Below are 25686 nucleotides of genomic sequence, written 5' to 3'. Positions count from 1 at the left end.
ACCGTCCAAGGCCAGGGAGGCCAAGGACGGTGAAGATTTCCAAAACCCGGTATCCGGTGGATCGTAAGGCTGCTCCGCTTAAGTGAACAGCATTATGCTCCGGCAGGGCTTTTTAATTGGCGCGGGCGAAGAGGATCGAACCCTTATGCTTGGTGTGTCGTTCCGTCTCAAAGCGTGTCGTTAAGGGGTTTCCAGCTATCTCGCCTGCTCGTTTCGTCGCTATGCGTCACAATGATTTCGACACTTTTTCGACATGTCTGCTATGGGTTTTCCCGTTTCGATCTAAGTCATCGATATATAGGAACAAGCTCGTATCGTTGTAGCTCTTACACAACACCAGTACGAGCTTGCAATGCCCCGATTACTGCCCAGTGATGAGCACTGGTCGAAGCTGAGGGAAATTCAGCTGCACAAGGCCATCTACAACAAGCGTAATCTACGGATGACCGTCGAAGGCATGCTGTATCGCATGCGCGGAGGATGCCTCTGGCGAGACTTTCCCGGGGCATTCGTAAGCTTGAGCAAAGGCTACAAACGTTTCAACGCCTGGTCCGCGTCAGGTTAGCTCGCAGCCAACCTCTATGGCTTCAACCTGACAGGTCGCATGCTTAGCGTACGATTTTTCCGTTTTCTTTATCGCCCCCTTGAAGGCCCTCCGTCCAGCCAAACACTTTGCCCACCGACAGAGGTTACTCAATGATTCGACTTCTCTATATCAGCCGTGCCGCCCCCACAATATCGAATGAACAAGTACAGGACATACTACTGTCCTCGCGCCAAAATAATCCGGCCAGCAGTATCACTGGCATCCTGGTCCACGGTGGTGGACTGTTCATGCAAGTTTTAGAAGGGCAGGAACAGGATGTTCTCCGGAAATATGTGAAGATTCTAGATGATCCCAGACACAGTGGTGCAGAGATTCTTTATATTTCGCCGGCGAACAATCGGATCTTTGGGAAGTGGTCGATGGGGGGCATAAAAAGCGATCCCTTGCAATTTCAATATATCTCCAAATTGCGAGCCCGCCGTCTAGAGGTCATCGATGCAAGTACGTTCACGGAGACGATGCGCGAGTTTGCACAGATGCTGAGAGACGCGAAGTAGGGTGTGACCAGAAACCTCTGCTTAGGGTGACCTGTGGTCAATGTGTAGGGGGTGTTCCAGCTTCGATCTAAATCATTGGTATATAGGAACAAGCTCGCATCGTTGTAGCTCACACACAACACCAATACGAGTTTGCGATGCCCCGATTACTGCTCAGTGATGAGTACTGGTCGAAGCTGCGGGAAATTCTGCTGCACAAGGCCATCTACAACGAGCGTATACGAACGCTCCTCGATGTTGATAATTCTGAAGCTTCCGCTACCTCAGCCCATTGGGTTAAAGCTGCTTGCTGCTCCGCAATAACGGGTTTTCATCCGGTCGCTTAGATCTTTGCGATCACCGTCAAAGCGGGCACGCCATGTCTGACATTGTTCATGGAAGTGCTGTTTGGCAGCCTTGCGGCATTCTCTATAGTCGATTGAGCCTCGGCGATGATTGCCGCACACGCTCGTTCGGTCGATGTAGTTGTTTACTGCCACCCACTCCGCCAGATAGTTAGTACCGCCATTCCAGCTCTTTATCCAGGTGGATGTGCGCTCCCGGCTTACCGTGCGCGGACGTCGCTCGCTACTAGCGGGCTTTGCTGCAACTTCACGGACTACCGGCGGAGTGTAGGTGCTGGCCGGCTGCTTGGGCGTGTAGTTGTCATCGTTGAATGATGTTTGGCGAGACTGCGCGGCCTCCGCCGAACGCTCTGCGAACCAGTCGATTTCTTCCTGGGTCAGCAGCCGCTGCTGTGGGGCTGGTGACGGTACTGCTGTCAGGGCTTCGTAGTTTTCAACGGACGGCTGGCCAACCGGCTGAATGGGTTGTGCTGGCTCTGGGTTAAACAAAGGCTTGCCGCCGATACGAATGCCTTGCTTGATCTGGTTCATGTCCAGAACTATCGGCTGTCCGAACGTCAATGCCAGTGCCGCGATGACCGCCGAACCGATCCCCAGTATCGCTAGGAATCGCCATGGCCCTTGCTTCTTCCTGCTGCGTAGATACTCGGGCGCATCGTCCCAGTCTGATCTCATGTCGCCTCCTTGCGTTTACTTATGGAATAAATATGTGCCTTAGGTCGTGGCTGAAGCTTTCAATCCCGCTGCTATCACGAGTATCAATAACAACAGTAGCACTATGCATAGAAAGCCGACGAAGGTAGGTAAAAAATACAAATAACTATTAGTGTCCTTGTAGCGACCGTAGGTCAGGACCTTCAGTACCCAAAGGCCTAGCCCCCTAAGCGCAACCTCGAACATAAGTCCGATGATCGTTTCCATGTTATATACGGCTTCCTTGCCCTAGAAGGGCGCTAAATAAATCTGTTCCCTTTGATTACACTATGTGTGCCTGAATGGTAAAGTTACGAATTATTTAAGGCCGTACTTTAACTCTCGTTCCTTGAAGGCGAGTATGCCGCCTTCCAGAATTTGACAGACATGCTGTCTTATTCCTTGTTTTTTGAGAATTCCTATCTTGTTGGAATCTTCGAATGAGTTTTCTAGGCTTCCAGAACAGTATTCAAATTTAAACTTCTCGTTTTCAAAACAGCGTTGTTGGCCGTCTTGGTTCGCGACAATAACGCATTCAGCGTCCGCAGCTACCACCAGGTTCGCGTTGTGAGTGACCATTATAATTTGGCGCTTCTTCTTTCGGTCGCGTATAAAGTCGTTTAGCTGGTCGTAAATAGTGCGGTTGTCAAGATTGTCTTCAGGTTGATCAATAAGGATTGGATGGGAGGCATTGCTCAGATGTAATATCAAGTTTAATAGAACTAATCCCCGTTTCCCAGGGGACATGGTTTCAATTTGGTCTTCTTTATAGCTGACCGAGTAGTTTATATAAAAGCAGTCGCTATAAAGTTTCCTGATTATGTCTTCTTCTGTTGTTCCTTTTTTTGCACTGGGAAGTTTTTCATCCTTTCTCCTTATCTTTTCGTCAATGTAAAAGATCTTTTGCGCATGGGTTTCGGGGCAAAAAATATAGTTTCCTTCTGAATCTGCTAGGTCTCCAACCAAATTTGTTAGATTTCCTCGGCCGTCGAAGGATTTTACAAATTGATCAAACTTGCTGCTTGAGAAGGCTACATTTGCACTAATATTGATTGCTTCTTCGAGTTGATATTCTGGTCTAGAGATTTCTTTGACGTATTCAGTATATGTAATTACCAATTCGCCAAAACTTTGGTAAAGATCTTCTCGAAGTGCTTTGCCATCGGTGGCAATGCTAAGTAATCTATGCTCAATCTCTGTGATTCTTTTTAGTTTTGCTTCTTCTGACTTTAGTTTTTCACGAATAACTTCCAGCGCTTTTTGTTCTTTTATTTTTTCGAGCAGCGGAGTTATGGCTTGTTCTGTGCTTTTTAGTCGTGAATCTAGTCTGGCTAGTGTGGATGGCGTTTTCTGGTGCCTCAATGCAATTTTGCTGACGTAGGACTCGATTTCAAGTTTTAGCCCGGCTTGTAGCTCCGCTAAAGAGTTAGTCACTATTCTGGCGTGTTTGGGTGCGTCGATGTCTAGCTTGACGGTCTCCGTTAATTCATCTACTAGATAATCACCTTTTAACGTCAAAGAGTCTGAAAGCTGCTTGAGAAAAATAGCGGCATCACTTACGGTTTTATGCCTTTTTTCAAGTGATCCTTTTCTGGAATTAAGGTGGTTGAAGGCCCGTTCTTCTTGCTCGCTAAATCCAGCCTTTTCTCGCAATGCCAAGATGGCAGCCTGAAGACGTTTAATTTCTTCCTCAATGGCGCTCTTTGTGCCAATTTCGGAAGAGTCTTTTGCGAGCGATTTATAGCTTTCTTTTAATCTGTATATTCTGCTGATGGTTCCGTTTATCTTTTCGTGCGTGTCGCTTATTTTTTGTTCTTGATTTTTAGTAAAAGACTTGAAGTCATCATTTTGCATCAGTATAGATTTAACCAGCTCATTAAGTTGGCTTTTGCCGTCTTCTTCCGCTAGATGGTTAATGTATAGCTGAGGTATATAGGTGATAGGCTTAGTGGAGATAACGTCAGAAAGTTTGCTGAGATCGCCGTTGGACCAGACAACCTCAAAGTCGATATCGAAACCTTTGTACTCCGACGCTTTTGCTAGTCGTACTTTCTCGTCGACTTCTGCCGGATTTATTGCTTTAGCAATATGGTAAAGCAACATTGACTTGCCGGAAGATTTTCCGCCAATAATAGTATTGAGATCAGGGTTAAAGTGTATGTATTCATCGCTGAAAGTATTATTTTTGTCAATGAAGCGTACACAATCTATCGTCTGGTAACTATTCTTTTGTTGTGGGCTAGTCTCCTGAATTCTTGATCTTGAACCAGGGTCATAGATTACTTGCTTTAAGCCTTCGAAGGTCGCGTCAGCTTTTATCCAAGTGTGTCGGCCTTTATCTGGGGCAAACATCTTTTCGAAGTGATGTGCGTCCGATCCCCACAAACAGGGCTTAATGGCTCCGAACTCGGAAACGAACCGATCTTTATCAGAGCCGCCAGAGAAAAAATTGCAGGTTGCTGGATTTGAGGAAAAGATAAAGTGCGCTTGTTTTATGAGCGTTTTTCGAATCGAATGTCCCTGTGAGTTCCAGTTAACCCTGCTTAGATCCTCATCGGTTGGAAGGCCTATTAGATATTTTTCGCGAAAAAGTGAGTTGCTTGATAAAATCTCGATAATCTCATTTTCGTCAACAGACGCATTAAGCATGCCGACAAAAAGTGGCGAACCTGCTTGCGCAAAAGGCTCGTGTTCGCTAATTAGCTTATTGCCTAGACATTCAAGGCTGAACTGCGACAGTGGCCGTTTTTCTGCGGCTCCACCTATAGAAGCGTCGAAAATAATCTGAATCTGTGAAATGAATTCTGAGTCAATGCAGTCGATATCTACTTCGTTCGACAATATAACGTGGAAATTGACCTTTCGGTTCCATTTTAACTCTGGTTGTTTGTCAATTATCAGCTTGGATAATCGAAACTCTATGTTCGGAAAAATTGCAATGCAATTTATCTTTATTAGTTCGTCAGGTGAGAATAGTTGAGCCATCTTTTGTGGCTGCTCAAGATACTCCTTTTTGAGCTTTCTATATCCTGTCGGTAGGTAATAGTCAGTAATCCCTATCGCTGCTATATCGTTGGCTATGGCGCGTTTAAAAAGTTCTACTACATACCGGTCCCAGTCGGACCCGTACTGGCTCTCCAGGACGGAGGCAGGCGTATGAACATGAAGATCCCATTTTCGCCACTGCGACCCTTTTTTCAGGTTTTCCATTTACTGTCCTTGTTTATGGTTGATCAGGCTAATCGTTTGCAATCAAACTCGGCAATACCATCGCTTCGCTACTTCAGCAGTAATCGCTATCCCGCGTTCTGATTGGGCTAGTTTGAATTGGCCGTCTCGTATTCAGGGCTCGTTTGTCCGCATTCAGGTTGGATGTTGCCGCTGACTATCCGAAGCGCAAATTGTGGGTAGGAAAAAGGGGACATATTTATTTTTCCGCCAAAGCTGCCTAGACCTTGCCGAAACAAGCCAAACCCTAAACGAAAAAGCCCTGCGATTGCAGGGCTTTTTTAATCTGGAGCGGGCGAAGGGAATCGAACCCTCGTCATGAGCTTGGGAAGCTCAGGTAATGCCATTATACGACGCCCGCGTAGGCAGCCTTTGTACCAGAAGGGCGGGGTGAGGAGAAGCGGGTGCGGCGTTTAGGCCGATGAATGTTTTCAGACCTGCGCAATTTCAACAGGCGTCAGGCTGCGGTATTGGCCGGGGGCGAGGGTGGGGTCGAGCAGCAGCGGGCCCATGCGTTCGCGGTGCAGGGCGGTGACCTTGTTGTTGAAGTGGCCGAACATGCGCTTGACCTGATGGTAGCGGCCTTCGTGCAGGGTCAGACGAGCCCGGTGCGAGCCGAGCAGTTCGAGTTCGGCGGGCCGGGTGATGAGGTTTTCGAAGCGAAAGTAGAGGCCTTGGGCGAAGTGGTCGACGCAGATGGGGTCGATCGGGTCTTCGGTTTCGACGAGATAGGTTTTGCCCAGCAGGCTTTCCGGTTGGGTGAGGCGGCGGGACCAGAGGCCGTCGTTGGTGATGATCATCAACCCGGTGGTGTTGAAGTCCAGCCGCCCGGCAATGTGCAATTCTTCCTTGTCCGGCTCGCTCAGCAGATCCAGCACCGTGAGGTGTTGCGGATCGGCGGTAGCACTGACGCAGCCTACTGGCTTGTTCAGCATAAAGAACCGCGCGGGCTTGCCTGCCTGCAGTAGCTCGCCATCCAGTTCGATACGATCGAAGATGCGAACGTCATGGGTGCCGTCGAAAACCGTGTTCCCATTCACCGCAGCACGGCCCGAGGCCAGCAGCAGGCGAGCTTGGCGATGGCTGCAGTGGGGCAGATTGGCGAGGAAACGGTCGAGGCGCATCAGGGTTTTGCAGGCAACTCGCCGCGCGCGCAACGCGGGCAGATGCAGGCTTTATTGAGCGCTTCATCAGGAATCTGTTCGCGGGCTTCAGGTGCTATTTCGGCGGTGAAGCACCAGCAGGGCCGTGTCGCAGTAGCTGGATAAGCCAGGCCACAGCTGTTGGGTTCGCCACAAATCGGGCATCTATTAGGTTCGGGTGTATCGGTCATAACCGCCTCCGGGCAGTGGCAGCGGGTGATGCAGTGGAGCGGTTAGTTCGTATCAAAATCAGGCACTCGGCATTGCACCGAGCGCCTGTGCTATGGCTTCGTTACTTGACGCGTTGACCGGGCTTGGCGCCGCTGTCCGGGCTGAGCAGGTAGATCTCTTCACCGCCAGGGCCGGCGGCCAGCACCATGCCTTCGGAGACGCCGAACTTCATCTTGCGCGCGGCGAGGTTGGCGACGTACAGGGTCAGGCGGCCTTCCAGCTTGCTTGGGTCCGGATAGGCGCTCTTGATGCCGGAGAACACGTTGCGCTTGGCGTCGCCGATGTCGAGGGTCAGGCGCAGCAGCTTGTCGGCACCTTCCACGAACTCGCACTTCTCGATCAGCGCGATGCGCAGGTCCACCGCGGCAAACGCGTCAAAGGCGATTTCGGCGGCGATGGGCTCTTTGGTCAGCTCTCCGTTGCCGTTTGGCTGGGCGGCGGTTTCGGTGGAGGCGAGGTCTTCCTTGGATGCTTCGATCATGGCTTCGATTTTGGCAGGCTCGATACGGGTCAGTAGCGGGGTGAAGGCGTTCAGCTGATGGTTGGTCAGCAGCGTTTGCAGGTCGGTCCAGCCCAGAGGCTCGACGTTCAGGAAGCGCTCGGCGTCGGCGGCCAGGTTCGGCAGCACTGGCTTGAGGAAGATCACCAGTTGGCGGAACAGATTGATGCCGGTAGCGCAGATGGCCTGGACTTCATCCTGCATACCTTCCTGCTTGTTCAGTGCCCAGGGCGCCTTGTCGGCGATCCAGGCATTAGCGCGGTCGGCCAGCGCCATGACCTCGCGCATGGCGCGGGCGAAGTCACGGCTTTCATATGCGTCGGCAATCGACGGTGCGGCGGCCTGGAAGGCGTCGGTCAGTTCCGGCGCAGCGTTGCGGTCGACCATTTGGCCGCCGTTGCCTTTGTGGATGAACCCGGCGCAACGGCTGGCGATGTTGACGACCTTGCCAACGAGGTCGGAATTGACCTTCTGTACGAAGTCTTCGAGGTTCAGGTCCAGGTCATCTACGCCGCGGCCGAGCTTGGCCGCGTAGTAGTAGCGCAGGTATTCAGGGTTCAGGTGATCAAGGTAAGTGCGCGCCTTGATAAAGGTGCCGCGCGACTTGGACATCTTCTGCCCGTTCACCGTCAGGTAGCCATGCACGGCGACGGCGGTGGGCTTACGCAGGCCGGCGCCTTCGAGCATGGCAGGCCAGAACAGGGTGTGGAAATTGATGATGTCTTTGCCGATGAAGTGGTACAGCTCGGTGGTGGAATCCTTCTTCCAGAACGCATCGAAGTCCAGTTCCGGGCGGCGTGCGCAGAGGTTCTTGAAGCTCGCCATGTAGCCGATCGGCGCATCCAGCCAGACGTAAAAGTATTTGCCGGGCTCGCCTGGAATCTCAAAGCCGAAGTAGGGCGCATCGCGGGAGATGTCCCACTCGTGCAGGCCGCCGTCGAGCCATTCGGCGATCTTGTTGGCGACTGAGTCCTGCAGGCTGCCGCTGCGGGTCCACTCCTTCAGCATCGCCTCGAAGTCGGGCAGCTTGAAGAAGAAGTGCTTGGAGTCGCGCAGCACCGGTGTGGCACCAGAGATGGCCGAGCGTGGGTTCTTCAGCTCGGTGGGCTCGTACGTGGCGCCGCACTTTTCGCAGTTGTCGCCGTACTGGTCTTCTGCTGCGCACTTCGGGCAGGTGCCCTTGATGAAGCGGTCGGCGAGGAACATGCCTTTCTCGGGATCGAAGTACTGGGTCACCGAGCGGGTTGCGATGTGCCCAGCGTCGCGCAGACGGGTGTAGATCATCTCGGACAGCTCGCGGTTCTCTTCCGAATGGGTCGAGTGGAAGTTGTCGAAGTTGACCAGAAAGTCGGCGAAGTCTCCGCTGTGCTCGGCCTGCACGTTGGCGATCAGCTGCTCGGGCGTGATGCCTTCCTTTTCGGCGCGCAGCATGATGGCCGAGCCATGGGCGTCATCGGCGCAAACGTAGATGCACTGGTTGCCGCGCAGCTTCTGAAAGCGCACCCACATGTCCGTCTGGATGTACTCGAGCATATGGCCAAGGTGTATCGAACCGTTGGCGTAGGGCAGGGCACTGGTAACGAGGATCTGACGGGCTTCGGACATGGGGGGAATCTGCAGTCGGGGTTGCGAAGTGAGCTGGTCACTATAAAGGTGCGACGTTTTTTTTTCACCCGCACTGGCGCGGCTGGTGCCGGTCAGATGCCGAGTGCCGCGCCATGTTGACGCGGTTGATGAGCCCATACGGCACCACGGGGTAAGATGCCCGTCTGTTTTACTAGGTTTTCTTGGGAGTAGTCATGACCGTCACACGCGAAGCTGTGGAAGCCGTACTGCGTCAGTACACCGACCCTAACCTGAACCAGGACCCGGTCACTGCCGGTTGCGTGCGTTCCATCGATGTCCAGGGCGATCACGTTAGCGTGCAGATTGAACTCGGCTACGCTGCCGGACTGTTTCGCAGCGGCTGGGCACAGATGTTGGCGATGGCCATTGAGCAGCTGGAAGGCGTCACTCGAGCGGACGTGCAAGTCGAGTGCGTAATCCGCTCGCACAAGGCGCAGGACCAGCTCGAGTCGATGGCCAATGTGAAGAACATCATCGCCGTCGCTTCCGGCAAGGGCGGCGTGGGGAAATCCACCACGGCCGCCAATCTGGCACTGGCGCTGGCTCGCGAAGGCGCACGGGTGGGTGTGCTGGACGCGGATATCTATGGCCCGAGCCAGGGCATTATGTTCGGCATTCCCGAAGGCACCCGCCCCGAAATTCGTGACAACAAAGCCTTTATCCCGCTGGAGGCCCACGGCGTACAGATTATGTCGATGGCTTTCCTGGCCGATGACAAGACACCGATGGTCTGGCGCGGCCCGATGGTTTCCGGCGCTTTGCTGCAGCTGATCACTCAGACGGCCTGGAAGGATCTGGACTATCTGATCGTGGACATGCCGCCGGGCACAGGCGATATCCAACTGACCCTGGCGCAAAAGGTGCCTGTGGTTGGGGCGGTCATCGTGACCACGCCGCAGGATCTGGCGCTGCTGGATGCCAAGAAAGGCGTGGAGATGTTCCGCAAGGTGAACATTCCGGTGCTGGGTGTGGTGGAGAACATGGCCATCCATATCTGCTCGAACTGCGGTCATGCCGAGCATCTGTTTGGCGAAGGCGGTGGTGAGAAGCTGGCAGAGCAGTACAACGTGGAGCTGCTGGCCTCGCTACCGCTGTCGATGGCAATTCGCAGCCAGGCCGATGCCGGCAAGCCGACCACCATTGCCGATCCTGAAAGCCAGATCGCGATGATCTATCAGCAAATGGCGCGCAGTGTGGGCGCACGGATTTCGCTGAGCGGGCAGATCATTGCGCAGTCGATGCCGAACATCGTAGTAACCGACGACTAATTTCAAAGCAGGGTGGCGCTTCGCGCTGCCCGTGGCTGATCGGTCATCAGTAAATCGCAGGCATAAAAAAGCCCCGCCGAAGCGGGGCTTTTTCAGCAAAGAAGCTTCAGGTTAGATAACCTGAACTTCCTCAGCTTGCATGCCCTTCTGGCCGCGAGTAGCGACGAAGGAAACTTGCTGGCCTTCTTTCAGGCTCTTGAAACCGTCGCCTTGGATGGCGCGGAAGTGTACGAAAAGGTCGTCACCGGATTGCGGAGTGATGAAGCCGAAGCCTTTCTCATCGTTGAACCACTTAACGGTACCGGTTTGGCGATTGGACATTTGAAATGTCTCCTTGAACAAGGTGTAGAGATGATTTGAACGGGCAAATACCCCGAACGGTGACTGTGTGCAAGGAGTTAGGAGTCGTAGCAATGATCGGATCGAAATCTAAACATGTAGCGATTCACGGTGACACATGCAGCAGCAGCCAATGAAAGATACTCCATTTCTGTCGCAATGCGAGCATTATTTTCAGTTTCCGGCCAAAGCGTCAGAGATGCGACGCATGGACCCGGTTCGTGGGCTTTGAACCGGCTCCGTGGGGTCGGTAAGATGCACACCCTTATATGAACGCCCACCAGCCCAGTCAGGACGCCCGCCATGAGCATCAAATCGGATAAATGGATTCGTCGGATGGCCCAGGAGCACGGCATGATCGAGCCCTATGTCGAACGCCAGATGCGCGGCGAGGGCAGCGAGCGCTTGATCTCTTACGGCGTGTCCAGCTATGGCTACGACGTGCGCTGCGCCGATGAATTCAAGATTTTCACCAACATCAATTCGGCAATCGTCGATCCGAAGAATTTCGACGAGAAGAGCTTCGTCGACATCAAGAGCGACGTTTGCATCATCCCGCCCAACTCTTTCGCACTGGCGCGCACGGTCGAATACTTCCGCATTCCGCGCAACGTGCTGACCATCTGTCTGGGGAAGAGCACTTATGCGCGCTGCGGCATCATCGTCAACGTGACGCCGCTGGAGCCAGAGTGGGAAGGGCACGTGACCCTGGAGTTCTCCAACACCACCACCCTGCCAGCGAAGATCTACGCCAACGAAGGCGTGGCGCAGATGCTGTTCTTGGAATCGGATGAAGAGTGCGAGACCTCTTACCGTGATCGCGGCGGTAAGTATCAGGGTCAGCGTGGCGTGACATTGCCAAAGGCCTGATTTCGATCAGCGAGTTGGCTGCCAGCTCAAGCGGGCGACAACCGCCGTTCGCGTGTCTCGCGCTTTGACTATCCAGGTGCATGGGGCGGCTGTCCAATTGGTCTAACCGCCTTCTAGAGCGCGTCCCCGAGGTGAGCTGCGGTCCTTCGGCAGACGGGCTTCTTGTCGAAGCTGTCACTGTTCCGCTGCTTCTGTTTCGTTTGAATAAAAAATGCCCGCACAATGCGGGCATTTTTGGTGCCTGGATGATGAGGCGACAGGCGCCCCATCAAGCAGACGGGACTCAGGCGAAGTTCTTCGCGACGAAGTCCCAGTTGACCACGTTCCAGAACGCTTCCACGAATTTCGGGCGGGCGTTGCGGTAGTCGATGTAGTAGGCATGTTCCCAGACGTCGCAGGTCAGCAGTGGCTTGTCGCCAGCGGTCATCGGGTTGCCGGCACCAATGGTGCTCGCCAGGCCGACGCTACCGTCAGACTTCTTCACCAGCCAGGCCCAGCCGGAGCCGAAGGTGCCGATGGCGGTCTTGGTGAACTCTTCCTTGAACTTGTCGAAGGAACCGAACGCGGCGTTGATGGCGTCAGCCAGCTCGCCTGTCGGCTGGCCACCGGCGTTCGGCGCCATGCAGTTCCAGAAGAAGGTGTGGTTCCAGACCTGAGCGGCATTGTTGAAGATGCCACCGGAAGAGGTCTTGATGATGGTTTCCAGGTCCTTGCCTTCGAACTCGGTGCCCGGAACCAGATTGTTCAGGTTGGTCACGTAGGCCTGGTGATGCTTGCCATGGTGATACTCGAAAGTTTCGGCGGAAATGTGCGGCTCGAGGGCGTTCTTTTCAAACGGAAGCGGCGGCAATTCGAAAGCCATGGTGTATCTCCTGCTCAGGTGTCGAGAATAGATGCGGCTCGGAAGGAGGCAGTCTGCGCTGGTGGCCAGCGCCTCGCGGAACGGAGAAAACTACTGCACTGATGTTCGTCCGTTTACGCCTGTCTTTCCCTTCGCTCGCTACATAGGTGCGCATTCTTCGGCCGATCACGGGCGGCCGCAATGGCGGGCTGAAGCGTTCCACTCCATGCCCGCGGACCAAGGATCATAGCACTCAGCCTGTGGCAAAACCACGCATCAACTGTGTGGAGAAGCCGGAGCCAGAGCCTCTTAATCGAGATCTGCCAAAAGGTGCGAGGATACCGAGGCCCTCTGCGTGGACCTCCGATTGACGGGGGCGTTCCTTAGGCGAGGACAACAAGCTGCGCGGCCACCACGAACATCATGGTCGCGACACCCAGGTCGATTAGTCGCCAGGTCAGCGGTCGTGCTAGCCACGGTGCAAGCCAGGCTCCGCCCAGGGCAAGGATTAGGAACCATGCCGTCGACGCGCTTGCGGCGCCTAGCGTATAGGCCCCTGGCTCGGGTTGCTGCGCCCCGAGTGAGCCAATCAGTAATACCGTATCGAGATACACGTGCGGGTTCAGCAGGGTGACGGCCAGCGCGGCGAGCAATACGCTCCGCAGCGAGCGCGGACCGCGTTGGGTGTCTTCCAGCAGGGCTTTCGGGCGCGCTGCGCGGCGCAACGCGATGACGCCATAGAGCAGCAAGAACAGCACGCCACCCCATCGGGTGATTTTCAGCAGCAAAGGGTTTTCCGCCAGCACGGCGGCGAGGCCAAAGACGCCGACACTGACCAGCAGAATGTCGCAAAGAATGCAGAGTGCGGCTACGGGCAGATGGTGCTCGCGGCGCAAGCTCTGCGCCAGCACGAACGCGTTTTGCGCGCCGATAGCAACGATCAGGCCGGCGGTGACCAATAGTCCGTTGAAGTAGCTCTGCCACATGATGCGCTGCCTGTGTTTGTTGAAAGGTGCTCGCAGTGTCAGGGCTGTTGCATTATAAGAAAAACGAAATTAGGTAATGCCCCATAAGGAAATCGAATGTTCGATTACAAGCTGCTGGTCGCTTTGGCGGCGGTGGTTGAGCAGGCCGGCTTCGATCGCGCTGCGCAGTCGTTGGGGCTGTCGCAATCGGCCGTGTCGCAGCGCATCAAGTTGCTCGAAGCGCGGTTGGGGCAGCCGGTGTTGTTGCGCGCTTCGCCACCGCAGCCCACCGAGGTTGGCCGGCGTTTGCTCAACCATGTGCAACAGGTGCGACTGCTTGAGCGGGATCTTCAAGGGCAGGTGCCGGAGCTGGACGAGAGTCGGCTACCGGAGCGGCTGCGTATTGCGCTGAACTCCGACAGCCTGGCTACCTGGTGGCCAGGTGCGATTGCACCGTTCTGCACACGGCATGGCGTGGTGCTCGATCATGTGCTGGAGGATCAGGATGTTGGGCTAAAGCGCATGCGCGCCGGGGAGGTGGCGGCGTGCGTGTGTGCGGTTGAACGGCCGTTGGCCGGTGCGCGAAGCGAATTCCTCGGGGCCATGCGCTACCGCGCTCTTGCCAGCCCCGCCTATGTCGCCCGCCATCTTAAGCCGGGCGCGCCAGCCGAGGCTTTGCTGAAGGCGCCGGCAATTGTCTTCGGTCCTGACGACCAGCTGCAGCATCGCTATCTCGCTGCGTTGGGCCTGAAGGGGGCTTTCAGCCATCACTTGTGCCCCTCGTCAGAAGGGTTTGTTCGCCTGCTGCAGAGCGATCTGGGTTGGGGGTTAGTGCCTGAACTGCAGGTAGGCGCGGAGCTGGCCAGCGGAGCGCTGGTGGATGTGTATCCGGGTGATCCGATCGATGTGCCGTTGTACTGGCATCATTGGCGCAACGGCGGTGAGTTGCTCGCCGAGCTTACGCGGCAGCTGTCGCGCTCGGTTAGGCAGTGGTTGATCTATTGAGCCGGTTCAGTTCAGGACTCGCTGGCCGCGGTAGATGCGCACCGAGGGCCCGCTGCGGCCCGCTGTTGGTGATGGCGTTCGGTCGGGAGCTGGCATGTCGCTGTACGTGGCCAGCTGTTTGCCCAGGTCCCGTGTCATCTCGTCGCCAGAACAGAGGCAGGCGGTCAGCATGGCCTGGATCGCGTCCGGTTGGCTAAGGCGAATATCCACCTGTTGCTCATCGCGCAGCCGGCGGCGCAGGTGCTGCATGCAATCGAGTACGGCCTTGTTGAACTCCATAATGAAGCGTCCTCCAATCTAGCAACCGATCGACGTACTTGGCCCGACATCCGTGTCGGAAAGCGCTATCCGCTGGCATCAAAGCCAAAGCAACAGGCGTACCAGTTCCTGTTCGGGCTGACTTCTTTCGATGTGTAAGGCTGGATGAAGCCCACCGCGGTTAACCTTGCCGCTTGGATGCAGTCTTCCCAACATGGCGCAGTGACGAGCTGATCGCTTGCCCGCCATGTCGGTTTGCACGGTCTTGATACACCGCGGTGCGGGACGCCTGTTCCGGGTGCAGTTTATGGGTGGTGTTCGCGCTGAAGTGCCTGTGCTGAATCGTTATACTGCGCGCTGTCTTTCGCTTCGCGCCATTAAAGGTATCCCATGCGCAACGATGCTCACGACGAACTGGACAACATACCCAGCCTGACCGCAGGCCGCGATCGAGATCCGTATCCTGCGCCTGAGCTTGAGCCGATCGGCCAGTCTGCCAGCAGCGCACCCGACGATGCGCGCCCGCGCCAGAAGCGCCGTACCGTCAGCACCGCACCGTTGTGGTTCCTGGTCCTGGTGTTGTTCGGCTTGCTGATAGCGTTGGGTTGGTGGGGCATGCAGCAGGTATCGAGGCTCGAGGCCCAGCTGGTTGCAACTCAGGAAAGTTTCGCGCGCATCAGCGAAGACGCGAGCGGTCGTCTGCAGGACATTTCCGGCAAGATTGTGGCAACGGAATCCAGCGTCACTACAGAAGGCGAGGCGCTTAAACTGCGCATCAAGCAGCTGGAAAAGCAGGCATTGGACCTGGCCGAACAACAGCGCGCCATCACCACCCAGCAGCAAAGCCTGACCGGTAAACAGGGCAATCAGGATAAGCGCCTGGACGAGCAGGGCAGCCAGATCGAGCGAATCGCTACTGACGTACGTGGCCATCAGTCTGCTACGGCCGCGCTTGCCGAGTCCGTGAAAAAGGTCGCCGGTGAGCAGGTGGCGCTGACCTCATCGATGGCGGGGCTAAAGGGCACGGTGGGCGAGCTAGACAAGATGTCTGCTCGAATCGACGGACTGAGCAAGGACATCGCAGCGTTGAAACAACGGGGCGACGCCAGTCAGGCGATCAGTCGCTTGGAGCAGGATGTACTTGTCTTGCGCAGTGAAGTGGATAACCGACCTGCGGCTACGCCAGGCGTAGTGACGTCCGAGTTCGACGCATTCCGGGCCCAGATGACCCGCAGCATCAACACGTTGCAGGGACAGATCGCCAACTTGCAGCAGCAGATTGACCAGCGCTAGTTGCCGTTTAAGAAAAAAGCCGCTGCGTATATGCGCAGCGGCCAGGCGAGTCAGCCAAACGAGGAGTAGCGGTTTACAGGTCCAGCGCCAGAGATAAACCAACTCCCTGGTTGCGGTTGTCATTGCCCTGGTAGTTGTAATTAGCGCGAATGCTGACCCCGGCCGTCAGCTGATGAGCGATACCGATACTGAAGCGGGTTTGGTCGCCAGTCGGGGTCGCACCCGGTAGCTCGAAGCTATTAGTTGTTACGCTATTCAATGACATGCGCAGATCCTCGCGCTTCTCATCCTCTCGCTCGACCTCGCGTGCAACCTCGCCAAACAGTCGAGTGCGCTCCGTCAATGCGTAATTGCCAAACATGCCAACCGCCAAACGAAGTGAATCGAGCTCCTGATCTTCATAGGTCAAAGCGGTCGAGCTGGCGCCCTGTTCGCTATAACCGTCCACGTCGATTTTCTGATAGCTGGCACCGATGAACGGGCCGAACTGTAGCGGATCACCCATTTGCATCAGGTTGAAGCCGGTCTTGGCCGAAACGCCCCAGACCACACCTTCCGTACTACCCTTCTCAGAGCGCTCCGCTATACCCAAAGAGAAGTTCCGGTCCAGTGAGTCGTAATCGAGATACCCAGCGCTGGCATTGAGGTCGGCAAAAAAACGGTCCTGTTGATAGCTGGCGAAGGCAGTCGCTAAATAGCTGCGCATGTCAAAGTCCGAGTCTCCTTCACCAAGGCTCAGGGAGTTTTGCGCCAGGCCTAGGCTGAGGCCCGCCAGCCAGTGTTCGCTGACACGGTTGGTCATGCCGATTGCCAGAGTCGGACTGTCGCCATCGCCGCCACCGAAGCCATCGTACTCCGGCCGGTTGTAACCGCCTTGGACGAAAGTTCGCCATCCACCTACCGACTGCCAGTTGCCGTGCTGGGCAGCTAGCTCGTTGCCCAGTAGCTGCAAGTGGTTGCGCAGCGCGGAGCGGCCCATTTCGGGCAGCAGTGATACCTCTGCCGGTGCGGAAAGAATCGAATAGACATAGTCGGCGCTTATTTGGTGGACTGCGGTAGTTGGATGCACCTGATCGTTGAATAGCAGGCGACTCGGGTCAGCGTTGGCGCTACCCAGGCCGTAAGTCGGGTCGAGCGGGCAATTGCCTCCATCAAAGCAGACCGAAGTTTGATTGATGGTCGGATCGAATCCGTAGCGAGCGAGGTCGGCGCGAACTTCCGAGAGCAACAGCCGATTGTTCAACAGGACGTAGTTGCCGCCCTGCGCCTGGAGTCCAGCAGCAAGTTCAGCGTTGAACGCGTCGCTTAGGTTGTTCAATACATTGCTAAAGCCCGGCAGGCTGTTACCTAACGGGGTGTTGCCCACATCCGGCAGGTCGGAGATGACGATATAGCGTGCACCGGCCGCCTGCAGTGCGCCGACAGCCGCAACCATATTTCCAGCAGCCTCCGCCATGGTTACAGGATTGGTTTGAAGCTGGAAAATGTCGTTGGCACCACCGTTGAGGTAGTACAGGCCATTCGGGTCGACTCGTGGGTTTTCCACCAGATATCCCGGGCGACTGCGTGATAGTCCACCGCCAGCGTCGACGGTCGAGGTGCCGATGAGCGAGTCAAGAATCTGATCCGTACGGTAACCACCTACCGCGTAGTTGGTACCGTCAGGATTGCCTGTTAGAAGGCGCGGCAGGATCGGCGTCGATGGCAACGCCTGCAGTCCGAGGCGATTAGCGAGTAGCTGGGTAACAACCTGTCCCGCATATTCGGTGTTGTTCGCCGAGTAGGTCGGGCCAGTGCGATTGGTAAAGCGCAAACCACCTGTTGGGTTTCCTCCCAATAGGGGGCTACCAACGTCTGGAAAGTTGCCGGCATCGCTCAGCGAGTCGCCGAAGTTAACGAATTGGCTATATGGGCTGGTATCCGCATTTGCTGCAACGGATACGCCCGCCAGCAAAATGGCGAGGGCGAGGGGCTTAAGGGCGCTCTGCACTGGGTGTCTCCTTATTGTTCTTGTTTGGCAGCCGAAGTCGTAGCTCCGACACTAGCCAAGCTAGTCGGCAATGCAGGAAGACATAAGCGCTCTAAAGCGTCATTTAGCGGGCGATTTGCTGTCGCTCGAACGGATTACTGGCGTAAAGGAGCTGCCAAACGGTTTGTTACAAATTTTAAGACAGTATTGCTATAGAGCGATCGGCAAAGGCCGCTAACCATCAAAGCCGCATAAAACATGAGGATTTTATGCGGCGTTGTCATTTAGCGGGCCCTTCGGTTGACAGCGGGGTTAGCAAAGGTCTTCGGATGATGCGGCGCTTTAATGGCTAAGTGCTACTATTCGGCGCGGCTGGCACGAGGACGTGGACGGCCACTCCAATGTTCTATCGGGTGATTTTAAAAAATGCCGTCCTTGATCGATCTTCTTCTGAACCGCCTGGCTACACTGCTGCCCAGTGAGCTCAGGTCCACTGAGTTCATGAAGCTGGTCATTCCACACCGCCATTCCATGCTGATGAGCGAGCGTCGCGCGACCATGATCGTCAACCGGGTCAGGCTTTTCGCGTTTCTTTTCGCGGTACTGACGCCGGTGTGGGGGATCATCGATCTGATGGTTTTTACCTATCCACTTTGGCTCGGACTGGCAACTTTTCGCTTGCTCGCCTGCGCCGCCTTTGCCTGTCTGCTGCTGTTCTATCGGCCCAGCGGCAATCTGTTTGATGCGTATCGGGCAGTTGCGCTGCTGTTCGCCATTCCCACCGTGTTTTATATCGCTTCGCATACGTTGCTCGGGGGTTATCAGCTCACCCAGGTCTCGGCAGTGGTAGCCACTGGGTATGCGTTCCTGCCGTTCGTGCTGATGGCCGGGCTGGCCATATTCCCGCTGACCTTGTTAGAGAACCTTGTCATGGCGTCCGTCCTGCTTCTGGCGCACGCACTGGCCGGTTATCTGTCGTGGACGACGCTCAACTGGCCTTCCTACGCGGGCGGATTCTGGTTGCTGATACTGATCGCCGGGGTCACGTCACTGGCGAGTCTCAGCCAGCTGGCCTTCATGGTCGCGCTGGTGCGCCAGGCCATTCGAGACCCGCTGACCGGCGTCTTTTCTCGCGGCAGCGGGCAGGAGATTCTGAAACTGCAATGGGACACCGCACGACGTCACGACACCGGCCTTGCCGTTGCTTTCATCGACCTCGATCACTTCAAGCGGATCAATGACAGCTTCGGCCATGACGCCGGCGACCAGGTGCTGCGCGAATGTACCCAGCAGATGCTGGCCAGCTTGCGCAGCACCGACAGCTTGCTGCGCTGGGGGGGCGAGGAGTTCGTCGTGATCATGCCTGACACCGACCGCGAACAGGCGCGTTTGGCGCTCGCTCGCATGGTCAAGGACGGCCTTGGCGCGCGTCCTGACGGCAGCCCTGTCACTGCCAGTATTGGCTTGGCTGAGCGTTGCGTTGACTTTGCCGAAAGCGCGGACGAATTGTTGGACCTGGCTGACAAACGGATGTACCTGGCTAAAACGTCCGGGCGCAACCGCCTATGTTTCGAAACGCCAGGCGAGCTATCCGAAGAGCCTCTATCAGCCGCTTGAGCGGGTCAGCGATTCACCCCAAACACATGCTTGAGGTAGCTAACGAAGGCTTCGTCCCGGCACATGGTCTTGCCCGGTGAATCTGAGATCTTGGCTACGGGTTGACCGTTGCAGCTGGTCATCTTGATCACCATGTTGGTCGGTTCGACCCCGGGTATGTCACAGGTCAGCTGAGTGCCGATGCCATAACTGGTGTTACTGCGCCCGACCAGGGCGCGGTAGATACTAAGCGCCTTTGGGAAATCCAGTCCGTCGGAAAACACCAATTGCCGCGTCATCGGATCGATGCCCAGCTGTCGGTAGTGGGCGATGGCTTTTTCCGCCCACTCGACCGGATCGCCCGAGTCATGGCGCAGACCGTCAAACAGCTTCGCCAGATACAGATCGAAGTCCGCCGTGAAAGCGTCCATGGTGATGCAGTCGGTAATGGCGATGCCCAGCGCGCCGCGGTATTCACGTGCCCAGCAGTCCAGAGCCGCGCTCTGGCTATCGATCAGTCGGGGGCCGAGTTGCTGGTGGGCCATGATCCACTCATGTGCCATGGTGCCCATGGGTTTGAGATTCAGTGTGCGCGCCAGATGCACGTTGCTGGTGCCGACGAAGTGTCCGGGAAACGCCTCGCTCAACCGTTTGACCACCGCAGCCTGGACGCCGAACGAGAAGCGCCGACGCGTGCCGAAGTCGGCCAGTTTGAAACCGGCCAGTTCTGCGGGCGTGGCTTCGTCGCGCAGCCACTGCAGCTTCTCTTCCAGACGGTCGGTGGCCTGCTCCAGCGTCACCTGCGGATAGCGGGCACGGTTGCGGACCTCGCTGATGATGGCCAGCAACGGCACCTCAAAAAGGATCACATGTAGCCAGGGGCCGCGCAGGTAGACCACCAGCTCGCCGTCTTCAAGCTCCACCCGCACGTAGCGGGGGTCAAAGCGGAACAGCCCGAGAAACCGGATGAAATCCGGCTGCATGTAGGGAATGCGTTCAAGGAATGCCAGTTCTGGCGGTTCGAATCGCAGCTCCGCCAATGCTTCCAGCTGTTCCCGGATGGCGGCCAGATAAGGTGTCAGGTCTTCTTCGGATCGACTGCGAAAAGCCCACTCCACTTCGGCGTTTGGGTAGTGGTGCAGCACCGCCTGCATCATGGTCAGCTTGTAATAGTCGGTGTCCAGCAGGCTCTGGATGATTCGTTCGGAGAAGGCGCTGACACGCATGGGCTGTTTCCTGGTTGCGGAGGCGGGATCAGGCTCCGCCGATGCCTTCGATCACCTTACCGGTGCCGCCGCAATTTTTACATTCTCCTGTATCGGTACGGCCATTACCGTTGCATACAGGGCAGATATTTTCACCGGTGCCCGGCGTCCCTGGCGCTGCTTCATCGCCGGGGTTGGTTGACGAGGTGCCATGATTAGAAGTGTTCATATCGCTAGTTCCTCGGTTGATAGCTTTTTATTTGTTGAAGCTGAATGAAGATTCAAGCAAATGGAAGTTTTGGTGCCGGTTTATTGTCGTGAAAAAAAACACCATTTCAACTTCGAGTAGTTGCGAATAAAAAAGCAGCGGGCAACAAAAAAGGGCAAAGGTTTTACCTTTGCCCTTTGGTGCCTATAGCATCAGCTGTTGCTGTTGCGACCACCGCCGTGGCTATTCTGTCCGCCTTTGCGGCCGGCTTCGGAGGCCTTTTCACGATCATTGGCGAAGTTGCCACCGCTGTTATGGCCGCCCTTCTTGCCTGCTTCAGACGCTTTTTCGCGGTCATTTGCAAAGTTGCCAGGATTTTTGTTTGCCATGTCTTACTCTCCTCAATGGACAAGACTTTCTGCGGGGCTGAACAACTTCATCAGCCTTCAATATTTCAGAGCCGAGGAGCAGGCCAGTAGTTTCCGTTTTTTAACGAACTGCGGACGAGTGGTTGCCCCTGACGATTCATGGCTAAGTGCAACTACAACGAAGCGGTAAAGGGCAGTGACATTATTTAACATGCAGCAATTTCGATGCCCCATTCGCCAGGCTAGGCCACCAATGCAAGTTGGCGTTGTGCCAGCAGACGCATCACGTAACCGATCTTCAGCGCGGTCGGGCCCAGAATCACCAAGGCATGGCTGGCCACCACCGCACCGAGCAGCAGGTGGTCATCAAATACATAAGCGCCGGCGATGCCCAACAGAAGCAGCAGCACTCCCAGTGCCATCGACAAGTTGGCGACAGTCAGCAGACGGTGCGAGTCGAGTGGTTGCATGAACATGGGAAACTCCTCGTGTCGGTGATGGGAGTGGACCAGCCCTCGGACTGGCCCGTCCGGGTTTACTCCAGTGCGCTTGCCGGTCCGAAGAACTCATGCCGCGCCTGCTGAGCCGGTACTCCGAGTGCGTGCAGTTGCCGACGCACCGCTGCCATGAAGGGTTTCGGCCCGAGGAAGTACGCGTCCAGGTCGCGCTCGGCTGGCAACCAGGCGTCCAGTCGTGCTTCGGTCAGCAGGCCGATGGCGTCTGGTTGCTGTTCCTCGCCGCTATGTTCGTCATAGCAGTAGTAGCGCTTGAGCTGACCGTGCTGCTCGGCGAGCTGGTCGATGGTTTCGCGGAAGGCATGCGCTTCAGCGTTGCGGGCGCAGTGGATGAAGTGAATCGGCCTGCGGGTGCCTATCGCGGCTTCGAGCATCGCCAGCGTCGGGGTGATACCAACGCCGCCGCTGATCAGCACCAGCGGCTTGTCACCGGGTTGCAAGGTGAAGTCGCCAGCGGGCGCGAACAGCTCCAGCGTCTCGCCAGGCTGCATCCTGTGCAGAGCGCTGGAAGCCACCCCGCCGGGTTCGCGTTTGACGCTGATCCGGTAGTCCCGGCCGTTGCTCGCAGCCGATAGCGAATAGTTGCGGCGGATCTCCTGCCCATCGATTAGCAGACGCAGGCTGATGTATTGCCCTGGTTTGTGCTCAACCACCGGACCGCCGTCCTCCGGCTCCAGATAGAAAGAGGTGATTTCGCTGCTCTCGGTTACCTTGCGTGCGACCCGGAAGCGCCGCGCTCCACGCCAGCCACCAGGCGCCTCGGCTGTCGCGTTGTAGAGCGCCTCTTCAGTCCCGATGAGAATATCGGCGAGCTGCTCGTAGGCGGCACCCCAGGCCTCGATGACCGGGTCCGTGGCGACATCGGCGCCAAGTACCTCGCGAATTGCTCGCAGCAGGCACGAACCGACGATGGGGTAGTGCTCTGGCAGCACCTGCAAGGCGACGTGCTTGTTGACCACCTGCGAGACGAGGCCGCCGAGCTGATCGAGGCGGTCGATGTGTTTGGCGTACATCAACACACCATTGGCCAGCGCACGCGGTTGGTCACCACTGGCCTGATGCGCCTGGTTAAACAGCGGGCGGACCTCTGCGTATTCGGCCAGCATCAGTTTGTAGAAATGATCGGTGAGGGCTTCGCCGCCGCTTTCCAGCAACGGGACGGTGGCGGTGATAAGGGCACGGTGTTCGGCGCAAAGCATGGAAGGCTCCAGTCATCGATAAGGCTGTCTCTCATAAGGCGACGTGGTGACCACGCAACCGGGACAGGTATCCATGCTGTTTCAATAATCGTTCCAGGCTGAAATTGACCGGAATCAAGGGCCATAGAGCAGTGATGGTTGTTTTTACCCCGATTATCTGGGTTTATCGAACCCGGCGGGGTAGATTGAACCCAGTATTCACGTGCCAGCAGCGACCGATCGAACGGTCAGCAACCGCAGCGTTCTATAACTTCGACTATCGCTGAATGACGGAGGGCAACATGGAGAACTACCACATCACGCATGATGACGATCGCTGGGTATTGCGCGAGGAGGGCGACAAGCGCGCGCTGCTCGAGGCGGCGACCAAGGAAGACATCATCAACGAGACCCGCGACTACATGAAGTTGCGCACCGCCTCGGTGAAGATCCACACCCTAGAAGGCAAAATCGAAGAGGAACGGACCTACCCGCGGGACCAGGACCCTCGCGCCACCAAGGGTTAAGGTTCAGCTCGGCTGCAACCCGCCTCGGCCCTGATGCTGGCGTTTGCCCAGCGTGACTGCCCAGCAGGCGAGGATGAAGGGCATGGTCAGCGGCGGCAGGCCGAGCTGATCGAAAAGCAGTCGGAAGATGATCGCCAAGCCGATGCCCAGCGCTGGCACCAGTGGCGAGCGGTGGACCTGGCTCAACGCCAAGGCTGCCAGGGCCGGGTTGTAGCCAGCCAGCCCGGCCAGGGCCGTTGGCTCGGAGGCGCCGGTCAGCAAGGCTACGTAAATGCCAACCGCCGAGCCGCATAGCGCCCACGCTGCAGCGCGTCGATCAGCCAGCAGCAACGCCGCAAACAGGCACAGTCCTGCAAGCGGATCTGCAAGAAATAGCACCTGACCCAGCCCTTTCACTATTCCGCCCAGCGCACCCCATCCACCCAGTTGGTGTTCGGGGACGCGCGCCTCAACGACGCCATCCAGAACACCACAGACTCCCATCGCCAACCAACCCAACAGTACGAAGGACAGGGTGAAGCCCGGCAGGCTACGCCGCTCGCGCATACGTCTGAGCAGGTGGTGCTGCACGGGAGTCGACAGTGCGCCAGACAGGATCGTCAATAGACAGGCCAGCGGCACAAGACCAAGCATCAGGGTGATCAACAGCCCCAGCAGCGCCGCGTTGTAGCCGTACAAGCCGCTTTCGATATCGTCACGCGAATAACCGAGCCGCCATGCCATGCAGGTGCCGCTGAGTAGCCCGAGCAGGGCGCCGGCCAGCAGCGCGCGATCATGCAGGCCGATCGCAACGAGGATCAGCAGGCCGCAGCCCAGATGGCGCTGCAAAAAGACCTGGCTGATGCCGTTGAGTGTCGAGCGGATCAGATAAATGAGATGAAGGTGCATGGGCACGTCGGAAGGGCGCGCAGGCCTGTGCCGATGGAGTGCGAATCCACCGGCGCAAGCTTCGCTGGGCGGGTTAGTTGAGCGTTTCGATACGTAGCGAGTTGGTCGTGCCAGATTGGCCGAGCGGCACGCCCGCGGTGATCACGACGGTATCGCCGGTGCCCGCCATGCCCTGGGCACGCGCCAGTTCGAGCGCGTTGAGGCAGACCTGCTCCATGTCGTACATGCGTGCGTCGATCACCGAATAAACTCCCCAGGCCACGGTCAGCTTGCGTGCGGTCGTCAGATTCGGCGTCAGGCTGAGGATTGGCGTGGCCGGTCGCTCCCGCGAAGCGCGCAAGCTGGAGCGGCCTGATTCGGTGTAATTGACCAGCACCGCAACCGGCAGGATGCCGCTGATACGGCGAATGGCGCAGCTGATCGCATCGGGCAGGGTGGCCTCGGCGCTTGGCCGATTGACGTCCAGCTGAGCCTGGTAGTCCGGGCCGCTTTCCACCTGACGGATGATCTTGCTCATCATGCTCACCGCTTCCAGCGGGTACTCGCCGGATGCGGTTTCCGCCGAGAGCATCACCGCGTCGGCGCCTTCAGCCACGGCATTGGCCACGTCGGTGACCTCGGCCCGAGTCGGCGCCGGTGAGAAACGCATCGATTCGAGCATCTGCGTCGCGACCACCACCGGTCGGCCCAGCTGGCGGCAGGTGCGGACGATGTTGCGCTGGATCCGCGGGACATTTTCGGCCGGCACTTCGACGCCCAGATCGCCACGTGCCACCATGATCGCGTCGCAGAGACGCGCGATTTCTCGCAGGTGCTGTACCGCTGAAGGCTTCTCGATCTTGGCCATGAGGAAGGCGCGGTCGCCGATCAGCTCGCGGGCTTCGTGAATGTCCTGCGGACGCTGGACGAAGGACAACGCCACCCAGTCGACGCCCAGCTCCAGACCAAACGTCAGGTCGCGACGATCCTTTTCGGTCAATGGACTCAGCTCCAGCAACGCTTCGGGCACGTTTACACCCTTGCGATCGGACAGCTCGCCGCCAGCCACCACCCGCGTGTCGATCGCGTCGGCGTGCTTGGCAGTTACCGTCAGGCGCAGCCGGCCATCGTCCACCAGCAGACTCATGCCGGGCTGCAGGGCATCGATGATTTCAGGATGCGGCAAGTTGACCCGACTGATGTCGCCCGGCGTCGGGTCGAGGTCGAGGCGCAGCGCCTGACCGCGCTTGAGCTGCACCTTGCCCTCAGCAAAACGACCGACGCGCAGCTTGGGCCCCTGCAGGTCCATGAGAATGGCGATCGGCTGATTCATCTGACGTTCCACTTCGCGAATCCAGCCGAAGCGCTCGGCATGGTCGGCGTGCTCGCCATGGCTGAAGTTGAGGCGGAACAGATTGACCCCGTTTTCCACGAGCTCGCGCACATCATCGATGCTGCGCGTGGCAGGGCCCAGGGTGGCGAGAATCTTGACCTTCTTGTCGGGTGTCATGGCAGGCTCTATCGGCAGTTGTGGTTATGGACCGTGC

General features: G+C 56.9%; 23 protein-coding genes, 1 tRNA gene and 3 pseudogenes. 9 read left to right on the top strand and 18 right to left on the bottom strand.

Annotated features, from left to right (window positions below; translation table 11 throughout):
• Positions 1 to 352: 352 nt before the first annotated feature.
• The 3 genes and pseudogenes from ACIGHL_RS20425 to ACIGHL_RS20415 form a co-directional block, all read left to right on the top strand.
• A pseudogene (locus ACIGHL_RS20425) lies at positions 353 to 562 on the top strand (transposase); the annotation flags it as partial.
• 134 nt (positions 563 to 696) lie between these two features.
• A complete protein-coding gene (locus ACIGHL_RS20420) occupies positions 697 to 1104 on the top strand; it encodes a BLUF domain-containing protein (protein ID WP_128121957.1) in 408 nt (135 codons plus the stop codon).
• 137 nt (positions 1105 to 1241) lie between these two features.
• Positions 1242 to 1322, top strand: a pseudogene (locus tag ACIGHL_RS20415) (IS5/IS1182 family transposase); the annotation flags it as partial.
• A gap of 45 nt (positions 1323 to 1367) precedes the next feature.
• Here ACIGHL_RS20415 and ACIGHL_RS20410 read toward each other — a convergent pair.
• The 6 genes from ACIGHL_RS20410 to metG all read right to left on the bottom strand — a co-directional run bounded on the left by ACIGHL_RS20410 (position 1368) and on the right by metG (position 8846).
• Complete coding sequence (locus ACIGHL_RS20410) at positions 1368 to 2123, bottom strand: hypothetical protein (protein ID WP_128121956.1); 756 nt, start codon at positions 2121 to 2123, stop codon at positions 1368 to 1370.
• Between the two features lie 336 nt (positions 2124 to 2459).
• A complete protein-coding gene (locus tag ACIGHL_RS20405; protein WP_216706945.1) occupies positions 2460 to 5351 on the bottom strand; it encodes a TrlF family AAA-like ATPase in 2892 nt (963 codons plus the stop codon).
• A 305-nt stretch (positions 5352 to 5656) separates the two neighbouring features.
• Positions 5657 to 5730: transfer RNA gene (locus tag ACIGHL_RS20400), tRNA-Gly, on the bottom strand.
• Between the two features lie 70 nt (positions 5731 to 5800).
• On the bottom strand, positions 5801 to 6493 hold the full coding sequence (locus ACIGHL_RS20395) for a pseudouridine synthase (protein ID WP_216706944.1): 693 nt from the start codon (positions 6491 to 6493) through the stop codon (positions 5801 to 5803).
• The gene (locus ACIGHL_RS20390) at positions 6493 to 6702 is read right to left on the bottom strand and encodes a cysteine-rich CWC family protein (RefSeq protein ID WP_216706943.1); all 210 of its coding nucleotides are present in this window, start codon (positions 6700 to 6702) and stop codon (positions 6493 to 6495) included. The genes ACIGHL_RS20395 and ACIGHL_RS20390 overlap by 1 nt, the downstream gene beginning before the upstream one ends.
• Before the next feature lie 101 nt (positions 6703 to 6803).
• Positions 6804 to 8846, bottom strand: a complete 2043-nt coding sequence (gene metG / locus ACIGHL_RS20385) for a methionine--tRNA ligase (RefSeq protein ID WP_216706942.1) — start codon at positions 8844 to 8846, stop codon at positions 6804 to 6806.
• A 194-nt stretch (positions 8847 to 9040) separates the two neighbouring features.
• On the opposite strand from metG, the gene apbC reads away from it, so the two are divergent.
• The gene (gene apbC, locus ACIGHL_RS20380; protein ID WP_216706941.1) at positions 9041 to 10135 is read left to right on the top strand and encodes an iron-sulfur cluster carrier protein ApbC; all 1095 of its coding nucleotides are present in this window, start codon (positions 9041 to 9043) and stop codon (positions 10133 to 10135) included.
• A 111-nt stretch (positions 10136 to 10246) separates the two neighbouring features.
• Here the strand turns inward: apbC and ACIGHL_RS20375 are convergent, their stop codons facing one another.
• The gene (locus ACIGHL_RS20375; RefSeq protein WP_003282211.1) at positions 10247 to 10456 is read right to left on the bottom strand and encodes a cold-shock protein; all 210 of its coding nucleotides are present in this window, start codon (positions 10454 to 10456) and stop codon (positions 10247 to 10249) included.
• Between the two features lie 321 nt (positions 10457 to 10777).
• Here ACIGHL_RS20375 and dcd point away from each other — a divergent pair, with 321 nt between their 5' ends.
• Positions 10778 to 11344 carry a dCTP deaminase gene (gene dcd / locus ACIGHL_RS20370; RefSeq protein WP_045161043.1) on the top strand — a complete coding sequence of 189 codons (567 nt, stop codon included), beginning with the start codon at positions 10778 to 10780 and terminating at the stop codon, positions 11342 to 11344.
• A gap of 283 nt (positions 11345 to 11627) precedes the next feature.
• On the opposite strand, the gene ACIGHL_RS20365 is transcribed toward dcd, so the two are convergent.
• Complete coding sequence (locus ACIGHL_RS20365; protein ID WP_128119559.1) at positions 11628 to 12206, bottom strand: superoxide dismutase; 579 nt, start codon at positions 12204 to 12206, stop codon at positions 11628 to 11630.
• Between the two features lie 362 nt (positions 12207 to 12568).
• A complete protein-coding gene (locus ACIGHL_RS20360; protein WP_216706940.1) occupies positions 12569 to 13171 on the bottom strand; it encodes a LysE/ArgO family amino acid transporter in 603 nt (200 codons plus the stop codon).
• Between the two features lie 96 nt (positions 13172 to 13267).
• Here ACIGHL_RS20360 and ACIGHL_RS20355 point away from each other — a divergent pair, with 96 nt between their 5' ends.
• Entirely contained in the window at positions 13268 to 14155 is an 888-nt protein-coding gene (locus ACIGHL_RS20355; protein ID WP_064481796.1) for a LysR family transcriptional regulator ArgP, read from the top strand.
• A 6-nt stretch (positions 14156 to 14161) separates the two neighbouring features.
• On the opposite strand, the gene ACIGHL_RS20350 is transcribed toward ACIGHL_RS20355, so the two are convergent.
• Positions 14162 to 14434: a hypothetical protein gene (locus ACIGHL_RS20350; protein ID WP_216706939.1), complete on the bottom strand. Its 273-nt coding sequence runs from the start codon at positions 14432 to 14434 to the stop codon at positions 14162 to 14164.
• A gap of 369 nt (positions 14435 to 14803) precedes the next feature.
• On the opposite strand from ACIGHL_RS20350, the gene ACIGHL_RS20345 reads away from it, so the two are divergent.
• Positions 14804 to 15706: an ATPase gene (locus tag ACIGHL_RS20345; RefSeq protein WP_216706938.1), complete on the top strand. Its 903-nt coding sequence runs from the start codon at positions 14804 to 14806 to the stop codon at positions 15704 to 15706.
• A gap of 73 nt (positions 15707 to 15779) precedes the next feature.
• Here ACIGHL_RS20345 and ACIGHL_RS20340 read toward each other — a convergent pair whose 3' ends face one another.
• On the bottom strand, positions 15780 to 17696 hold the full coding sequence (locus tag ACIGHL_RS20340; RefSeq protein ID WP_216706937.1) for an autotransporter domain-containing protein: 1917 nt from the start codon (positions 17694 to 17696) through the stop codon (positions 15780 to 15782).
• Between the two features lie 405 nt (positions 17697 to 18101).
• On the opposite strand from ACIGHL_RS20340, the gene ACIGHL_RS20335 reads away from it, so the two are divergent.
• Positions 18102 to 19292 carry a GGDEF domain-containing protein gene (locus ACIGHL_RS20335; protein ID WP_216706936.1) on the top strand — a complete coding sequence of 397 codons (1191 nt, stop codon included), beginning with the start codon at positions 18102 to 18104 and terminating at the stop codon, positions 19290 to 19292.
• A 5-nt stretch (positions 19293 to 19297) separates the two neighbouring features.
• Here the strand turns inward: ACIGHL_RS20335 and pncB are convergent, their stop codons facing one another.
• The 5 genes and pseudogenes from pncB to hmpA form a co-directional block, all read right to left on the bottom strand.
• The gene (gene pncB / locus ACIGHL_RS20330; RefSeq protein WP_216706935.1) at positions 19298 to 20497 is read right to left on the bottom strand and encodes a nicotinate phosphoribosyltransferase; all 1200 of its coding nucleotides are present in this window, start codon (positions 20495 to 20497) and stop codon (positions 19298 to 19300) included.
• 28 nt (positions 20498 to 20525) lie between these two features.
• Complete coding sequence (locus ACIGHL_RS20325; RefSeq protein ID WP_128119552.1) at positions 20526 to 20705, bottom strand: hypothetical protein; 180 nt, start codon at positions 20703 to 20705, stop codon at positions 20526 to 20528.
• Positions 20706 to 20896: 191 nt separating this feature from the next.
• Positions 20897 to 21055: pseudogene (locus ACIGHL_RS20320) on the bottom strand (con-10 family general stress protein); the annotation flags it as partial.
• 239 nt (positions 21056 to 21294) lie between these two features.
• Positions 21295 to 21528 carry a hypothetical protein gene (locus ACIGHL_RS20315; protein WP_045429252.1) on the bottom strand — a complete coding sequence of 78 codons (234 nt, stop codon included), beginning with the start codon at positions 21526 to 21528 and terminating at the stop codon, positions 21295 to 21297.
• A 59-nt stretch (positions 21529 to 21587) separates the two neighbouring features.
• Positions 21588 to 22766 carry an NO-inducible flavohemoprotein gene (hmpA, locus tag ACIGHL_RS20310; protein ID WP_216706934.1) on the bottom strand — a complete coding sequence of 393 codons (1179 nt, stop codon included), beginning with the start codon at positions 22764 to 22766 and terminating at the stop codon, positions 21588 to 21590.
• A 281-nt stretch (positions 22767 to 23047) separates the two neighbouring features.
• Between hmpA and ACIGHL_RS20305 the strand changes: the two genes are divergently transcribed.
• The gene (locus ACIGHL_RS20305; protein ID WP_128119550.1) at positions 23048 to 23272 is read left to right on the top strand and encodes a DUF2188 domain-containing protein; all 225 of its coding nucleotides are present in this window, start codon (positions 23048 to 23050) and stop codon (positions 23270 to 23272) included.
• 3 nt (positions 23273 to 23275) lie between these two features.
• Here ACIGHL_RS20305 and ACIGHL_RS20300 read toward each other — a convergent pair whose 3' ends face one another.
• Together ACIGHL_RS20300 and pyk are read right to left on the bottom strand one after the other, a co-directional pair.
• Positions 23276 to 24160, bottom strand: a complete 885-nt coding sequence (locus tag ACIGHL_RS20300) for an urea transporter (protein WP_128119549.1) — start codon at positions 24158 to 24160, stop codon at positions 23276 to 23278.
• A 73-nt stretch (positions 24161 to 24233) separates the two neighbouring features.
• Positions 24234 to 25649, bottom strand: coding sequence for a pyruvate kinase (gene pyk, locus ACIGHL_RS20295; protein WP_128119548.1), 1416 nt, complete (start codon positions 25647 to 25649; stop codon positions 24234 to 24236).
• Between the last annotated feature and the right edge of the window lie 37 nt (positions 25650 to 25686).

This window comes from Pseudomonas sp. NPDC077451 (genome assembly GCF_044543345.1).
GTDB lineage: Bacteria > Pseudomonadota > Gammaproteobacteria > Pseudomonadales > Pseudomonadaceae > Stutzerimonas.
This window is presented reverse-complemented; position numbering and strand designations above follow the sequence as displayed.

Coding starts and splice junctions, on each gene's coding strand:
- ACIGHL_RS20390 (WP_216706943.1), bottom strand. CDS start 6,702: ATGACCGATACACCCGAACCTAATAGATGCCCGATTTGTGGCGAACCC.
- apbC (WP_216706941.1), top strand. CDS start 9,041: ATGACCGTCACACGCGAAGCTGTGGAAGCCGTACTGCGTCAGTACACC.
- ACIGHL_RS20305 (WP_128119550.1), top strand. CDS start 23,048: ATGGAGAACTACCACATCACGCATGATGACGATCGCTGGGTATTGCGC.
- hmpA (WP_216706934.1), bottom strand. CDS start 22,766: ATGCTTTGCGCCGAACACCGTGCCCTTATCACCGCCACCGTCCCGTTG.
- ACIGHL_RS20355 (WP_064481796.1), top strand. CDS start 13,268: ATGTTCGATTACAAGCTGCTGGTCGCTTTGGCGGCGGTGGTTGAGCAG.
- ACIGHL_RS20315 (WP_045429252.1), bottom strand. CDS start 21,528: ATGTTCATGCAACCACTCGACTCGCACCGTCTGCTGACTGTCGCCAAC.
- ACIGHL_RS20410 (WP_128121956.1), bottom strand. CDS start 2,123: ATGAGATCAGACTGGGACGATGCGCCCGAGTATCTACGCAGCAGGAAG.
- ACIGHL_RS20300 (WP_128119549.1), bottom strand. CDS start 24,160: ATGCACCTTCATCTCATTTATCTGATCCGCTCGACACTCAACGGCATC.
- ACIGHL_RS20350 (WP_216706939.1), bottom strand. CDS start 14,434: ATGGAGTTCAACAAGGCCGTACTCGATTGCATGCAGCACCTGCGCCGC.
- ACIGHL_RS20345 (WP_216706938.1), top strand. CDS start 14,804: ATGCGCAACGATGCTCACGACGAACTGGACAACATACCCAGCCTGACC.
- dcd (WP_045161043.1), top strand. CDS start 10,778: ATGAGCATCAAATCGGATAAATGGATTCGTCGGATGGCCCAGGAGCAC.
- ACIGHL_RS20335 (WP_216706936.1), top strand. CDS start 18,102: ATGCCGTCCTTGATCGATCTTCTTCTGAACCGCCTGGCTACACTGCTG.
- ACIGHL_RS20365 (WP_128119559.1), bottom strand. CDS start 12,206: ATGGCTTTCGAATTGCCGCCGCTTCCGTTTGAAAAGAACGCCCTCGAG.
- metG (WP_216706942.1), bottom strand. CDS start 8,846: ATGTCCGAAGCCCGTCAGATCCTCGTTACCAGTGCCCTGCCCTACGCC.
- pyk (WP_128119548.1), bottom strand. CDS start 25,649: ATGACACCCGACAAGAAGGTCAAGATTCTCGCCACCCTGGGCCCTGCC.
- ACIGHL_RS20405 (WP_216706945.1), bottom strand. CDS start 5,351: ATGGAAAACCTGAAAAAAGGGTCGCAGTGGCGAAAATGGGATCTTCAT.
- ACIGHL_RS20395 (WP_216706944.1), bottom strand. CDS start 6,493: ATGCGCCTCGACCGTTTCCTCGCCAATCTGCCCCACTGCAGCCATCGC.
- ACIGHL_RS20360 (WP_216706940.1), bottom strand. CDS start 13,171: ATGTGGCAGAGCTACTTCAACGGACTATTGGTCACCGCCGGCCTGATC.
- pncB (WP_216706935.1), bottom strand. CDS start 20,497: ATGCGTGTCAGCGCCTTCTCCGAACGAATCATCCAGAGCCTGCTGGAC.
- ACIGHL_RS20375 (WP_003282211.1), bottom strand. CDS start 10,456: ATGTCCAATCGCCAAACCGGTACCGTTAAGTGGTTCAACGATGAGAAA.
- ACIGHL_RS20420 (WP_128121957.1), top strand. CDS start 697: ATGATTCGACTTCTCTATATCAGCCGTGCCGCCCCCACAATATCGAAT.
- ACIGHL_RS20325 (WP_128119552.1), bottom strand. CDS start 20,705: ATGAACACTTCTAATCATGGCACCTCGTCAACCAACCCCGGCGATGAA.